Origin of the sequence: Paenibacillus brasilensis (genome assembly GCF_009363115.1) — a bacterium.
Taxonomy (GTDB): domain Bacteria; phylum Bacillota; class Bacilli; order Paenibacillales; family Paenibacillaceae; genus Paenibacillus; species Paenibacillus brasilensis.
Genome location: NZ_CP045298.1, coordinates 1248784 through 1264173, shown reverse-complemented (window position 1 = coordinate 1264173; position 15390 = coordinate 1248784). Strand labels below are relative to the sequence as shown.

Below are 15390 nucleotides of genomic sequence, written 5' to 3'. Positions count from 1 at the left end.
CTCAACTAACGGGCAGGTTAGTTTAATAAATATCGGGAAATAGTATCCCGATACCTTCAATTCCAAAGTTATTCTAAGTTGTAATAGAAATTTAGAGTGCATTGTAAAGCTTAGTGTGAAATAATGCTTTAATTACTTAGTGGAGGTACTAATCACATGAAAACTATAGGTCTTATTGGTGGAATGAGTTGGGAGTCATCTTTGCTCTATTACCAAATAATCAATCAACGTGTAAAAGAAAAGTTAGGCGGTCATCACTCCGCTAAAAGTCTCATGTATTCGGTAGATTTTCAAGAAATTAAGACTTTACAACATCAAGGAAATTGGGTTGAAGCCACTAGAATTATGATTGACTCCGCACAAAAGCTAGAAAATGGTGGAGCGGATTTAATACTCATATGTACCAATACGATGCACAAAATGGCGCATGAAGTAGAAGAATCGATATCTATCCCTTTAATTCATATCGCAGATTCAACAGCAATCGAAATTGTTAAGGATGATATTAAGAAGGTGGCTTTGCTGGGGACTGCTTTTACTATGGAGCAAGATTTTTACAAAGGTAGACTTATTGAACGCTTTGGACTTGAGGTTATTGTTCCAAATGAAGCAGAAAGAATGGTTATACATGACATCATTTATCAAGAACTCTGTCTTGGAATTGTAAAAGAAGAGTCTAAGCAATCCTACTTAAAAATCATCAACAGTCTTGTTCAACAGGGAGCAGAAGCTATTATTCTTGGATGTACAGAAATTACGCTTCTCATTTCACAAGACGATTGCAGTATACCGATTTATGATACAACAAGACTTCATGCTGAATGTGCTGTTGACTTCGCTTTGAATGAGGGGTAATTAACAAAAAACGAATTATATGTGACTGCAGCATTAGGCTATTACGCTAACGGGAGACGATAGTTAAATAAAAAGGGTTCCACATATTGTTCATGACTAATATGCGGAACCCTTTATTATATCTGACTTTTTTATATTTAGCTCTTGATAAACTCGGAAAATAAAGTTTTAGACTTAGAAAATAAAGTATTAGACGCCCATGCCGCTAACGCAGCACCAACAGATGATGAAAATGGTAGGTATGCGATATAATTTACTTACGGCTGGCGAAGGCAGGTCGGCAGTCAATGGTGCTTCGAGCCCGAGTATTAGACTGACCCTAACGACCAGGTGCACCACAGATTGTTGCTCCGAATTTGGAAGCACGCAGGATAGAATAACCATATGTGGTTGTTGCACCAGCCCCTTCAATCTTGCTGCCGTAAGGAGAAGGCTACGAATGGACGTTGTTTACAGTCATGTGTGCGGACTTGACGTTCATAAAAAGAACATCGTTGCCTGCACCATCACGCCTGAAGGTAAAGAAATCCGTACGTTTGGCACGATGACCGACGATTTAATTTTGCTTGTAGATTGGCTCAAAGTCAAGGAATGCACTCATGTAGCGATGGAAAGCACTGGAGCATATTGGAAACCAATCTACAACCTGTTGGAGCTTGAGGAGATTGAGACTCTTGTTGTGAATGCCCAGCACATCAAGAATGTTCCGGGACGCAAGACTGACGTCAAAGACGCGGAATGGATTGCTGGATTGCTCCGGCATGGTCTATTGAAGGGTAGCTTTATCCCAAATCGCGAGCAAAGAGAGCTGAGGGAATTGATTCGCTACCGCCGTAGTCTCATCGAAGAGCGAGCTCGGGAAGTCAGCCGCATTCAAAAGGTGCTGGAAGGAGCAAACATCAAGCTTTCCTCGGTTGCCAGCAATGTGCTTGGGAAATCAGGACGTGCAATGATTGAGGCGATGATTGCTGGCGAAACCAATCCTGAAGCTTTATCTGATCTTGCAAAACGAAAGTTGAAAAGCAAAAAAGCGGATTTGAAGCGAGCATTGAACGGCTTAATGGGCCCTCATCAGAAACTGATGCTGGGAGCTCAGCTCCGTCACGTCGATTATTTGGACGAAGAGATTGGCAGGTTGGATGAGGAAATTAAAAAGCGCATGCTCCCTTTTGATGAAGACTTGGAACTGCTTGACACCATCCCAGGTGTGGCACGAAGAACAGCAGAGACTATTCTAGCCGAAATTGGCTCTAATATGAATCAGTATCCTTCCGCCGCCCATTTATGTTCTTGGGCAGGGCTGTGTCCGGGTCAGAATGAAAGCGCCGGAAAACGATTGTCCGGCAAGACGCGAAAAGGAAATAAGAAACTCCGAAGTACGCTTGTAGAAGCTGCGAAGGCTGCGGCTAGAACAAAAGAAACGTATTTATCCAGCCAGTATCATCGGATTTCCGCGCGTCGGGGAGCTAACCGAGCGACGGTTGCAGTAGCACACAGTATATTATCTATGGTTTACTATATTCTTAAGCGGAAACAACCCTACATCGAGCTAGGTCCAACCTACTACGAGGAACGAAAACGGGATGTGATCATCAAGCATTCCATTAAGAAACTGGAGTCATTAGGTGTATCAATTACTGTGAATACGGCAGCTTCCTGATCGTTATGCAAACCATACATTACTAATGCCCCTGGCTATTTTTTGTTTGCCGGAGGGTCGCTTTCTTGTTGCCTTTTTTAGGTGTTCTACGGAGCGATATTTTCAGGATAGACTGGTGAGCATTTCATTAAGCCAACTGGCAGAATAGTGAGAGAAAATGAACATTCTTAAAGCGGTGCCACTGAGGGTAGAGGAATAACTGTGTTGATATTAAAGCTGGATGGATTACTATACGAAATATAAAGGTCAAATAGCCGGGTTCATTGAAAGGCAGCGGTACTCCCACTCAAACGAGTAAGGGTGTACTACTGCCGTTTCTTTTTCAGATTCGTTTTTAGATTCCTGGGATTATAGTTGCAAACTTATATAATCAATCTAAGTGAAGCACGGCTTTGCCCGAGAATTTCCGTTCCATAAGATTACGGGCAACGGTGTCAATTTCGGTCCAAGGCGCCTCCACTTGGATTCGTGGGATTAACCGCTCATCTGTGACCAGCCGGGCCAGCAAACTCAGATCGTCCGCGGCTGATTGACGAGTGAGTTCCTCACCTAAAAAGAAGCTGTACAAGGTTCTTCCTCCGCTGGTCACCATATTCTTCATATCGATCATTGCGGTATTTGAAGAGGAAAATCCTACCGCAACGCAAATCCCTTGGGGCGCTAGCTGCGGCAGCAACGCCGCCAGTGCATTGCCGCCTACTGAATCGATGATCAGATCGTACGGCCCAAATTTGCTGGCTGATGAAATTGTGGAATATCCAATGATCACTTCGTCGGATCCGACCTCCCGAACAAGCTCAGCCTTCTCTTCCGTGCTTGCCGTACCTACAACGTATGCGCCGGATTGGACTGCAAGCTGATGGGCGAATAACCCAACTCCGCCGCTAGAGCCTGTAATGAAAATCCGTTTGCCAAGCAGCATGCCGCCTTTTCGAAGTGCATAAAGAGCCGTGAGCCCTGCTACGGGGAGGGTAGCCGCCTCCGTAAAAGTGAGTTTGTCTGGGATTTCGGCCAACAACGATACGGGAGCAGCCACTTGCTCGCTCCAGGCTCCCATCGGGAGCAAACCAACAACCCTGGCCCCTTTTTGCGGTCCTGCGCCGTTCTCTGCCGGCTCGATGACAATCCCGGCGAAATCCCAGCCAGGACGGCTAGATATTTCCTGATTTTTAGCGTCACTCACTTCACCGCGGTTGAGTGAGACGGCCTTCACTTGCACAAGCGCTTCCCATGGCTTAGGCTGCGGGGCGTCAACTTCCTTGAAGGCCAAAAGAGACGGGGCATGCGGATCAACAACAATAGTACGAATCATATCGGTTTTCCTCCATGTTGGTTATGGTCATTAGATGACCTTCATTTCAATGAGGAGTATACTTTAGATAAAGGTTCGGCCCAAGTGTAGAACTACACTTCATAAGAGAAGGGAAGAGAAGATGGATATAGATACGGAGAATTCCAGACATAGAATCGTAATGGGAGAAATTGAAGCCCTGCGGATAAAACGCCAGCAAAAGCTTGTCGATCAACCTCAACCGTCCTTGAAACGATTTACTCAACAAGAGCTAAACGACGAGGCTTTTCCTTCGTATAAAAATTTGCTGGTTGGACGTACCCGCCGTATACCGACCCGCCAGACGATAATAAATATTGCAGAATATCTTGAGTGTACATCCGAAGAGCGTAACGATTTGCTTTTGGCAGCCGGTTTTCTTCCAATTCAGACCGAATTGTATGGACGGTCGTTAGAGCGTGCATTAGAGTGGGCTCAGCAAACGATGAGGAGTATTCCTTTTCCCGCCATGGTCGTAACACATACTCAGGACATCAAGGGATTAAATGAGCCGTTTCATCAATTGTTCGAAATCCCTCTCGACCGTTCATATGACGGTTTAATGAATAGGGTCGATTTACATTTTAATTCTGGTTTTCCTATCCGGTCCCGCTCCACGTTTGACAAGGCGTCGTTTAAGCAGTGGGAGGAGCACATCATAAACGGAATACAAGCCTTTGAGAGTGAGCACATGCTCTCGCGTTATGATGCGTGGTATCAAAAATTGCTGGATAGAGTTCAGAAATATAACGCGTGCGAATATCTGAGTGTGCCGGATGTAGGGGGAAATGTTGATCAAATACAAACAATTCTAGCCAGAATGGACAGCTCCGGAGACCTTATTCCCGTACGCTACAGACAGGTTTCGATTTCCGCAGGCGGCCGCTTATATCCGCAAATTGAGGTTTTCCTGCCGGTAGATTCTGCTGCGCGCACAGTTTTCGAGAACCTGGGATGTCCAGCTGATTGTGCATTTGTCTAATCCGACATTTACAAGAGGATGGAATCGAAAAGTTATTGGTAGCTGATAATTCAGAATAGGTGGTTGTTAGTTGAATGACAACAGCGGCAGTCTAAGGCTTTATTTATCAAGTCTTGGTCTGCCGCTGCTTTATATTAATTGTTCAGTCGAAAACTTATTTTTCAAAAGCTGACGATTCTTCAGTTCAAAAACCTCGCTAAATCAACAACTCTAGTCTATCCTGAAAATATCGCTCCGTAGAACACCTAAAAAAGGCAACAAGAAAGCGACCCTCCGGCAAACAAAAAATAGCCAGGGGCATTAGTAATGTATGGTTTGCATAACGATCAGGAAGCTGCCGTATTCACAGTAATTGATACACCTAATGACTCCAGTTTCTTAATGGAATGCTTGATGATCACATCCCGTTTTCGTTCCTCGTAGTAGGTTGGACCTAGCTCGATGTAGGGTTGTTTCCGCTTAAGAATATAGTAAACCATAGATAATATACTGTGTGCTACTGCAACCGTCGCTCGGTTAGCTCCCCGACGCGCGGAAATCCGATGATACTGGCTGGATAAATACGTTTCTTTTGTTCTAGCCGCAGCCTTCGCAGCTTCTACAAGCGTACTTCGGAGTTTCTTATTTCCTTTTCGCGTCTTGCCGGACAATCGTTTTCCGGCGCTTTCATTCTGACCCGGACACAGCCCTGCCCAAGAACATAAATGGGCGGCGGAAGGATACTGATTCATATTAGAGCCAATTTCGGCTAGAATAGTCTCTGCTGTTCTTCGTGCCACACCTGGGATGGTGTCAAGCAGTTCCAAGTCTTCATCAAAAGGGAGCATGCGCTTTTTAATTTCCTCATCCAACCTGCCAATCTCTTCGTCCAAATAATCGACGTGACGGAGCTGAGCTCCCAGCATCAGTTTCTGATGAGGGCCCATTAAGCCGTTCAATGCTCGCTTCAAATCCGCTTTTTTGCTTTTCAACTTTCGTTTTGCAAGATCAGATAAAGCTTCAGGATTGGTTTCGCCAGCAATCATCGCCTCAATCATTGCACGTCCTGATTTCCCAAGCACATTGCTGGCAACCGAGGAAAGCTTGATGTTTGCTCCTTCCAGCACCTTTTGAATGCGGCTGACTTCCCGAGCTCGCTCTTCGATGAGACTACGGCGGTAGCGAATCAATTCCCTCAGCTCTCTTTGCTCGCGATTTGGGATAAAGCTACCCTTCAATAGACCATGCCGGAGCAATCCAGCAATCCATTCCGCGTCTTTGACGTCAGTCTTGCGTCCCGGAACATTCTTGATGTGCTGGGCATTCACAACAAGAGTCTCAATCTCCTCAAGCTCCAACAGGTTGTAGATTGGTTTCCAATATGCTCCAGTGCTTTCCATCGCTACATGAGTGCATTCCTTGACTTTGAGCCAATCTACAAGCAAAATTAAATCGTCGGTCATCGTGCCAAACGTACGGATTTCTTTACCTTCAGGCGTGATGGTGCAGGCAACGATGTTCTTTTTATGAACGTCAAGTCCGCACACATGACTGTAAACAACGTCCATTCGTAGCCTTCTCCTTACGGCAGCAAGATTGAAGGGGCTGGTGCAACAACCACATATGGTTATTCTATCCTGCGTGCTTCCAAATTCGGAGCAACAATCTGTGGTGCACCTGGTCGTTAGGGTCAGTCTAATACTCGGGCTCGAAGCACCATTGACTGCCGACCTGCCTTCGCCAGCCGTAAGTAAATTATATCGCATACCTACCATTTTCATCATCTGTTGGTGCTGCGTTAGCGGCATGGGCGTCTAATACTTTATTTTCACCGAACAGATATCATATGTCTATTTCGTTTGCTATATGGCTATGCTGGTTATGAAAATAAAAAGGGAGGAGATTAAGATTAATTATAAAGATATATATAATTTACATATTCAGCTTCTTGATGTATATGAGAGGAACCAAAAGGATCGCCATCCTTATCAAAAGGATATTAATTTTTATTATCGACAGCTTAATTTTTTTAGTGAAAATATTGTACAAAAGATTTTTGTTTTAAATCAACTAATAAAAATTTATGAAAAGAATAGAGAGCCTCAAATTAAGTGGTGCTCAGAGACTTATTATTTAAAGCAAAATGAAGATATTGAAAAAGAATAGACTGAAAGATGGTATGACCAGTGAGTGGTTTCATTTCATGTTAATTGAAATATGGAATGAATAGATAGATCAGAGTGGGAATATCCAATAAAAGCAAAATATAAGATTATTTTTCTTTTTTTATTTAATTGCATTATTTTCTATGGCTGCTTTCCAGCAGACATTGTTCAATTTATGAAAAATGAGGTCAGAATGAAAATTCAATCCGAAATTATCGGCACTGCGAGCAAAATGGGTATCGTTGATTATATCGCACAGTTTGATAAGAAACGGGAGAGAAAGAATAGAGAGTTCTATTTTTCCTCAGAATCTGGTTTACAGCTTTAACCGGAGTGGATAAACCAAAAACGGAACTTCTTTCTGTTCTATTTTTAGACGTTCAATTAGGAGAGTCTCAGGTCCGTTACATTCAGTTGTTCCTAATCCATATAATCGTTTTCCTCGAGTACGTAATGGTGAAGTCGGACTAGAGGAAGGTTGGCGATTGCAAAATGCATCCGTTAAGTGATCGAGTAAGATAAAAATAGAATTGTTGCTATTGTCGATGTCCCAAGCCAAGTGTATGGTTTTTGAAGAAGTTGTTCGGTACTCCACTTGCTTGTGCACCCGCAGTTAACGTATATGCATGGCTTGTCTAGCAGGACATCCTGTGATTTCCCTTCTGGTTGGTAAAGCTATTTCGGTAGCATTTCTTGCCCAAGGATATCAAGCTAGCCGAAATTAGCCCTTAACAATCCAGGTGTGAACTTCATGTCATGTCCAAACAATCGATGGTGCGCATTACTCGAAGACGCGTCGATGATTGAAGAAATCAACCGGAAAAGTTCCGGAAATGGCGTACGCCATCAATCTTACGTGACATTGGGAGTATTACATAAGTTAATAGAAGTTATTGATGTAAAATCGTCAGGAATCGGAATATCCAGACCATGCAGGAAAAACTGAGTCAAGTCATAGATGACGTTCTGAAGATTTAAGTAACCGTCTGCAGACAAAGTTAGCGCTAAATGGCGGAGGTCTGGGGACATAAAGCCACGTGAATTAATAAATATCAATGCTATACAGGATATGGTCAGTTTTTCTAATGTCTCTGAATGAGATAATGAGTCACCGGAAAAAATTTGTTGTCGTACACCGATCCGCATCTGTAGAAGGTTCGTAGCGGTAGGAATTAGAGGAAAAGAAACGAACGATTTGCAGTTTTCTTCCGGATGAATATTGTGAAAAATAAGATCGTGTCTGAACATTTGGTGAAAAAGGGATTATGGGGAAAACAACTTGTGTAAACTCAGTGGACGCTATAAAGTTACTATATAATGTTTATAATCTCTTAGCCCCTTTTTAGTTAATTTGTAGGCCATCGGGAAGCGTAGGGTTCGAATTGGCTAGTGGTAATCCGCAGATACATCCGTCTTAATTACAATCAGGACGCCATAACAAATGTCTTTTTGACATCGTAGAAACAATCGTAAAAAGAGTTGGTGACGATGCCTACAAGAGTAGATGTACAACTGGAAACTCCTAAGTGTGCACTTTCGTAAGAGGAATACGCACATGTAAGAAGCAAATGGTGCAATTATACGAGAACGGAAAGTCCAGAGCAGATTTGGTGGAAGAATATGGCCTCACAGCCTCGGCTCTAGATCGCTGGATTAAGCGTAAGTAATTGATTTGATTCAGCTAGCTCAAAGTGGAGATAGACAGGCAGAAGCTGAGTTGATGAGCCTTACGAACCGTTAATCAACAAGTATTCAAGACAAGACGGCAAACTCAATAAAGATTGCAGACAACAATTGATTTTGCAGTTCATTCTAGCTGTTCGTCGCTTCGATCTCACCCGGTGGTATGATCAATAAAAGATGTTTTGAATCTGTGCTTATTAAGTAAAAAAACCTCCTTTACTACTTAAAAGTGGTGAAGGAAGTTTGTCTGTTTAAGCCACAAATTGAAACCGAACGGTAACAAGAATTGGCGGCTGCTGAAGGACAAAATCCTGCAGCAAGCAACCGTTATTTTCACTTTCAGTGGGGAAAGTGTCTTTATCGTGGCAACCATTCAGCCTTGTCACTGCCAAGCTCGGGCGTTGTATTAGACCAGCGCGGAGGAGTTTCCGACATACGGATTACTGGGCCTAAACTCTTCAGATCGCCGTAGATTGTATTATTGTCGCATACTGCATAAGATTCAAACTCTGCATCGGACAGCCGGCCTGGGGCGTGTTCAAAGTTCTCCAGCAATCCCTGTCTTTGAAGGAGCATTGCGGATTGGCACAGCGAAACCTGTACTCGATAGCTTCCTCCCTCACGGGCACGACGTGCCAACGCAATCATGGCTCCAAAACTTGCGAGAAATCCAGTAAGGAAGTCACACAAGTATACGGGTGTCAACTTAGGTTGACCGGCCTTATCCGCAATTCCCTGCGTAAAACTTACCCCAGTCACCGCCTGAGCGACCTGATCCCAACCAGCGCGCGAAGCAAATGGTCCGCCAGAACCATAACAGTTCACGCTTACGTATACCAATCCCGGACGCAGTTTTACTAGATCATCGGCTCCAAAGCCATGAGCTTCGAGACGGTGTGGGCGATATCCCTCAATGAACACATCAGCTTCCCGTACTAAATCTCTAAGTTGGGCCGCTTCATCAGCAAGATTAAAATCAAGGAAGCAACTACGTTTGCCGTGACTAGTGTCGCGGACGAAAGGAGGCACCTGAGGTAGATGAGGAGCGGTGACCATTAGAACATCCGCACCGTGCTCAGCCATTCCGATTCCCGCCGTCGGCCCAGCCAAAATGCGGGTTAAATCCAATACTCTCACTCCGGATAATGGCTGAGCTCCAGGAGGAAGCGGTTCTGGGGCGCTGTCAGCAATTTTTGTAATCTCTACTACGGGACGCGATGCCAAGTAGGCCCCATGAGGATGTGCCAGCCATTCTTCCGGCGTGCGAACAACCCCGCCACATGCGTTTACGGCCGCCAAAGCCTCTTCAAGGTCGTCTGCCTTCCAGCGACGTACGGCCTGAGCAACGGACTCCGGCGTATTTTCACATTTCAACACATCCAAGACCCGACGCTCAAGATGCGGGAGGTTGAAGTGTGGCACAAACCAGCGATGATCTGCTGTCTGCCAAGGCTGGGTTAAAGCGACCATATGCTCTACAGATTCCGAGATCGGGGCAGGACGATACTGTCCATCTGCATCACGTATGAGCGTCATGTCTTCACCGCCCAGACATGTTGCGGCAGCAGCTCTCACATCAACATTGATGGTTTGCCGTCGGCCCATGCGAAGTTGCCACAGATCATTAGCGGCAACGGCTCTTGCTGCTAATGCATCGGCCAGCGTCTCACCGATACGAAAGGGGGATTTAAACAACGGATTTTTACCAGAAAAACCTCGTTTGGGTCAAGCTTATCACCAGAACGAATTGCCATCAGTTCCGAGAATGCACCGGTCTTTCCCAGTCTATTGCTCATATTGCTCACTCCCTAAAATATTGCTTGAATAATGGATTTCTCAGTAAAATGATGTTGAAATAAAGGCAGTAGGAGAGTGTATCTTAAAAAATCCTCAAACTCTCTTTTTATACAATAAATATTCTGTCCGGTCAACATTTTTTAGGGTGAAGCAAGTTATTAAATACTACGGAATTCAGAATTTTTATAGTTACTGATTAAAGCGGATAAAAAGAAAAACGCTCTTATCGACCTAAAAGGTTCGAGCGTTTTTAAAGTGCTTGTTCTTCTGTGATTTTAATTTTCCTCCTCGGATTGCTCCGTATGAGAGGGAGGCTCAAGGGGGGAGAATTTTACTTCCTTAGTTCAAAGAAACTGGAATTGTTCAGCATGCTTATGACTGTTTGCAGACATGCTTCCCGATAGAACTTATGAAGATCATCCCGATCCATCATTAGCCATTGGATCAGGTAGCCGTCAATAACTGCACGAATCTTCGGAGCTGTCTGCTCAGCAGAGAGATTTATATCAAAAATCCCTTCCTTTTGGCCCAATTGGATGATTTCCTTCCCTATAGCGTTGCAATTATCATAAAACTGTTGATTAATTTCACGATAAACCGGATTTCGGCTTGCTTTGGCTAGAAAGTCCAAATACACCCGATAAAATGTGCGATTCTTCTCGGGAGAAACAAATGCAGAGCTGATATACGCATGAAGCTTCTTGACGGCGGATTTTTCAAGCTCTATAGAAGCACATTCCTTTTTATAAATTTTCGCTGTTAGCCATTTCAACAGTTCAATAAGAACCGTTTCTTTACTCTCGAAATAATAATGAACAACTCCTTTACTCACCTTTGCATAATCAGCGATAACCTGAAGCGTTACGGAATCAAATCCAAGCTCAGAAACCGCTTGAAAGGCAGCATAAAGGATCATTTTTTGTTTTTCTTCAGATTTTTTATAGCGAACCATACAACCTCCAGAAACTCCTGTATTGAATATAATCTAAGTATATCACAAAATTTCGAACATTCATCATGCTCACTTCATTGAGCTGAAAAAATATTGACCAGTCAGAATAATTGCTGTATAAGAAGGAGATACTACTTTAATTTTTATAAGGAGATAGATTATGTATGGCTATTTTATTAATGTTATTTGCAATATTGGCAGGGATGGCTCTCCCCACCCAATTTAGCGTTAATGCACAATTAAGAACTGTAGTGGGCTCGCCAATTATAGCTTCTGCTATTTCATTTATGGTTGGAGCCGTGGCTTTAATCATCGTATCGTTATTTGGAAAAGGAATTTATATTAAGAAAGAATGGTTTGAAGCACCTTGGTGGATGTGGACAGGAGGATTGTTGGGCGCTTCCTATGTGCTGGCAACCACTATACTTATGCCTAGAATAGGCGCGGCTGCAACAGTTGGATATATTCTGGCAGGGCAAGTAGTGGCCTCCATTTTAATTGATCACTTTGGTTTAATTGGTGCACATACGCATGCTCTGAGCTTTCCTCGATTATTAGGAGCGCTTTTGGTGATTGGAGGAATCATTTTGGTTCAAAAATTTTGAATTTTAATGACTGGCCTAAGGCATAAATATATTATCTAGAGTTAAGAAAAACTTATTTCTTAGCTCTTTTTTGCTGACCCAATAGGGTTATGCTTCGTTAAGTATTCACAAAAAAAGTTGACCAGTCAGAATATATTTTGTATAAATGAGTTGAAGCAATTTCATACATAAGGAGATGATTATTTTATGACTGCGACGTTTCAAACGTATCCCAGAAGGAAAGAGTGTTCGGTCGTAATGGTGATTGAATGTTTCATAAGAGAAGTTTAGATATTATTTTTTTTGAAATTTACGTGATTTTTTTCACAATCCAGAGTTATGAAATCATGTACAAACTATTTTCGAGGAGGATTTATATGAGTAATTTGTTTAGTACCTTAACGTTACATCATGGGGCTGTTTTAAAAAATCGTATAGTCATGTCGCCGATGACGATTCAATCAGCGTTTTACGACGGTCGGGTGACGAATGAAATGATAGAGTATTATGAACTGCGCTCAGGGGATGCTGCGGCAATCATTGTAGAAAGCGCGTTTGTTGAGAATCATGGGCGTGGTTTTCACGGAGCCCTCGGTGTTGATACCGATGCTAAAATCGAAGGGTTAAGTAAGCTTTCGAGTGCGATTCAGGAAAAAGGATCCAAGGCTATCCTGCAAATCTATCATGCAGGCCGAATGGGAAGTCCGGAACTTAATGGCGGAGCCCAGCCTATTTCCGCAAGTTCGGTAGCGGCGCTGCGCGATGGAGCGGTTACTCCGTTGGAAATGTCTGCTGAAGAAATTGAGGAGATGATCTATCGTTTTGGAGCTGCAACGAAACGGGCGATCGTGGCCGGATTTGATGGTGTGGAGATCCATGGAGCAAACACGTACTTAATCCAGCAATTCTTTTCACCACATTCCAATCGTCGTCAGGATAAGTGGGGCGGTAGTCGTGAAAAACGCACGGCATTTCCGATTGCTGTATTGGAAGAGGTTCAAAAAGTAGTAAAAGAAATGCGGGCTGACAATTTTATTATTGGGTATCGCTTTTCGCCCGAAGAAATTGAAGAACCGGGTATTCGCTTTGCAGATACAATGTATCTATTAAATACCTTAGCAGCCTACACTCCTGATTATTTCCATTTCTCTATGAATAACTGGCAAAGATCATCTATTGTAGATACAGAAGACAAAGAATTATTAATTCATAAGTATCGTAAACAACAAACTGCAAATCTGGCTAAAATACCTGTTTATGGAGTTGGGGGTATTCATCAGAAAGCTGATGCAGAAAAAGCATTAGAGGATGGGTATGATGTAGTTAGCCTTGGAAAGGCTTATTTGGTTGAACCTGCATGGGCTACGAAAGTAAGAAATAATGAAGAATGTAAGATTTATGCTGATATTACTGAGCGGGAGAAACTGAAAATCCCGGCACCTTTATGGGATATTATGGATGGTTTGATCATTGACAGTCAAGAAGAAGAGCGAAAGCGCCAACGCATGAAAGAACTGCAAAATGTCAAAGTAAGTTTTGTTCCGGGTACTTATTTCGTATCGGCTCGGGGACACAATGGTAGTTTACCTATGGAAGTGACTTTTTCTGAAGATAAAATTATGAGTATCGTGGTTGATGACCGTCAAGAATCAGAAGGAATTGCGAACCCTGCCTTTGAACGATTGCCGCAATTGATTGTTGATGGACAAACCTTAAATGTGGATGTGATTTCTGGAGCTACTGTAACCAGTCAGGGGGTGATTGATGGCGTTGCCGAAGCAGTAAACAAAGCTGGTGGAAATTCTGAAGTATTACGTTACCGACCAAAACCTGCTGTTGAGCACTCAGATGAAGTCATTGAAGAAATGGCGGATATTGTTATTGTAGGCGGAGGTGGTGCTGGACTAAGCGCAGCTGTGGCGGCTTTGGACAAAGGAAAATCTGTTGTTTTGTTAGAGAAATTTCCAGCCATTGGTGGAAATACGGTTCGTACTGGCGGTTGGGTGAATGCTGCGCAACCTGAATGGCAAAAAACTTTTCCAAGTCTGGACGGCGAAAAAGAAACATTAGCAGCATTGGCTAACACCCCTTATTCTGAGTTCAACGGACGATATTTAGGTGATTTCAAAGTGCTGCAGCAACAAATCGCGAGCTATTTGGCTGACGTAGAACAAGGTCGCAATTACTTGTTTGATTCAGTAGAATTGCATCGAATCCAAACCTACCTTGGTGGGAAACGAACGGATTTAAAAGGAAATACAATAAGTGGTCAATACGATCTGGTGGAAAATTTAACGAATCGCGCCATGGAGTCTGTGAACTGGTTATCCGATAAGGGCGTTGACTTCAACACAAGCGTTGTTGACATCCCTGTCGGAGCATTATGGCGTCGCAGTCACAAGCCAAAACGGCCCAAAGGTGCTGAATTTATTGAGGTATTGCAGAGAAATGTAGTTGAAAAAAATGGACGAATCATGACCGATACCAAGGCCGAACACTTAATCGTTGAAGCTGGAAAAGTAGTGGGCGTTGAAGCTAGCAAATCAAATGGAACAAAAGTGATTCTGCATGTAAATAATGCTGTGGTTTTAACATCCGGCGGTTTTGGCGCCAATATAAAAATGCTTCAACAATACAATACCTATTGGGAGGATATCCCTGCTGAAATTAAAACGACAAATTCTCCGGCTATTACGGGGGATGGGATACGGATGGGGGAAGAAGTTGGTGCTGATTTGGTTGGTATGGGCTTTGCCCAACTAATGCCTGTTTCTGATCCAAAGTCAGGGGCTTTGCTGACAGGACTGATTGTTCCACCAGCCAATTTTGTCTTTGTTAATCACGAGGGTAAACGTTTTGTGGACGAATGCGAAAGCAGAGATGTTTTGTCAAAAGCTTTCATAGATCATGGCGGATTGGTCTACATGATTGCCGATGAACAAATCCGCAAGACAGCGGCCAACACTTCTGATGAGAAAATAGAGCGTGAAATACAGGAAGGCGTTATCTATCAAGCAGATACGCTGGAAGAGCTGGCCGTTCAAATTGGCGTGCCTGGTGAGGCTCTGGTCGAGACGATCAAGAGGTATAATCAATATGTCGATTTTGGTCATGATCCGGAATTTCATAAAAGCGCCTTTGATTTAAAAGTTGAAAAGGCTCCTTTCTATGCAACGCCACGGAAGCCGGCTGTCCATCATACTATGGGCGGGCTGAAAATTGATACAGCAGCTCATGTCATTAATAAGGATGGAGATGTTATTCCTGGGTTATATGCTGCTGGCGAAGTTGCTGGCGGGATACATGCCGGGAATCGTCTCGGAGGGAACGCTTTAATTGATATCTTTACGTATGGGCGTATTGCCGGTGAAAATGCGGCAGATTTAAAATAAACTCATTCAAT

12 protein-coding genes are annotated in these 15390 nt (G+C 43.4%); 8 read left to right on the top strand and 4 right to left on the bottom strand.

What is annotated here, in order from left to right:
* The first annotated feature begins 156 nt into the window (after positions 1–156).
* Complete coding sequence (locus GCU48_RS05870; RefSeq protein WP_064796717.1) at positions 157–855, top strand: aspartate/glutamate racemase family protein; 699 nt, start codon at positions 157–159, stop codon at positions 853–855.
* 439 nt (positions 856–1294) lie between these two features.
* A complete protein-coding gene (locus GCU48_RS05865) occupies positions 1295–2515 on the top strand; it encodes an IS110 family RNA-guided transposase (RefSeq protein ID WP_152379390.1) in 1221 nt (406 codons plus the stop codon).
* A gap of 370 nt (positions 2516–2885) precedes the next feature.
* Here GCU48_RS05865 and GCU48_RS05860 read toward each other — a convergent pair whose 3' ends face one another.
* Positions 2886–3827: a zinc-binding dehydrogenase gene (locus tag GCU48_RS05860; protein ID WP_152379392.1), complete on the bottom strand. Its 942-nt coding sequence runs from the start codon at positions 3825–3827 to the stop codon at positions 2886–2888.
* A 121-nt stretch (positions 3828–3948) separates the two neighbouring features.
* Between GCU48_RS05860 and GCU48_RS05855 the strand changes: the two genes are divergently transcribed.
* Complete coding sequence (locus GCU48_RS05855; RefSeq protein ID WP_152379391.1) at positions 3949–4827, top strand: hypothetical protein; 879 nt, start codon at positions 3949–3951, stop codon at positions 4825–4827.
* A gap of 326 nt (positions 4828–5153) precedes the next feature.
* Here GCU48_RS05855 and GCU48_RS05850 read toward each other — a convergent pair whose 3' ends face one another.
* Complete coding sequence (locus GCU48_RS05850; protein ID WP_152379390.1) at positions 5154–6374, bottom strand: IS110 family RNA-guided transposase; 1221 nt, start codon at positions 6372–6374, stop codon at positions 5154–5156.
* 313 nt (positions 6375–6687) lie between these two features.
* Between GCU48_RS05850 and GCU48_RS05845 the strand changes: the two genes are divergently transcribed.
* The 3 genes from GCU48_RS05845 to GCU48_RS05830 all read left to right on the top strand — a co-directional run bounded on the left by GCU48_RS05845 (position 6688) and on the right by GCU48_RS05830 (position 8828).
* Positions 6688–6972, top strand: a complete 285-nt coding sequence (locus tag GCU48_RS05845) for a hypothetical protein (protein ID WP_152379389.1) — start codon at positions 6688–6690, stop codon at positions 6970–6972.
* A gap of 1567 nt (positions 6973–8539) precedes the next feature.
* Complete coding sequence (locus tag GCU48_RS29065; RefSeq protein ID WP_081473686.1) at positions 8540–8638, top strand: helix-turn-helix domain-containing protein; 99 nt, start codon at positions 8540–8542, stop codon at positions 8636–8638.
* A 73-nt stretch (positions 8639–8711) separates the two neighbouring features.
* On the top strand, positions 8712–8828 hold the full coding sequence (locus GCU48_RS05830) for a hypothetical protein (RefSeq protein WP_238533486.1): 117 nt from the start codon (positions 8712–8714) through the stop codon (positions 8826–8828).
* 183 nt (positions 8829–9011) lie between these two features.
* Here GCU48_RS05830 and GCU48_RS05825 read toward each other — a convergent pair whose 3' ends face one another.
* Together GCU48_RS05825 and GCU48_RS05820 are read right to left on the bottom strand one after the other, a co-directional pair.
* Complete coding sequence (locus GCU48_RS05825; RefSeq protein ID WP_208811961.1) at positions 9012–10349, bottom strand: CoA transferase; 1338 nt, start codon at positions 10347–10349, stop codon at positions 9012–9014.
* Between the two features lie 433 nt (positions 10350–10782).
* On the bottom strand, positions 10783–11403 hold the full coding sequence (locus GCU48_RS05820) for a TetR/AcrR family transcriptional regulator (RefSeq protein WP_152379388.1): 621 nt from the start codon (positions 11401–11403) through the stop codon (positions 10783–10785).
* A gap of 164 nt (positions 11404–11567) precedes the next feature.
* Between GCU48_RS05820 and GCU48_RS05815 the strand changes: the two genes are divergently transcribed.
* Positions 11568–12008 carry a DMT family transporter gene (locus GCU48_RS05815; RefSeq protein ID WP_152379387.1) on the top strand — a complete coding sequence of 147 codons (441 nt, stop codon included), beginning with the start codon at positions 11568–11570 and terminating at the stop codon, positions 12006–12008.
* Positions 12009–12364: 356 nt separating this feature from the next.
* Positions 12365–15379 (top strand): flavocytochrome c, encoded by a 3015-nt coding sequence (locus GCU48_RS05810; RefSeq protein ID WP_152379386.1) that lies wholly within the window; start codon positions 12365–12367, stop codon positions 15377–15379.
* Positions 15380–15390: the final 11 nt, after the last annotated feature.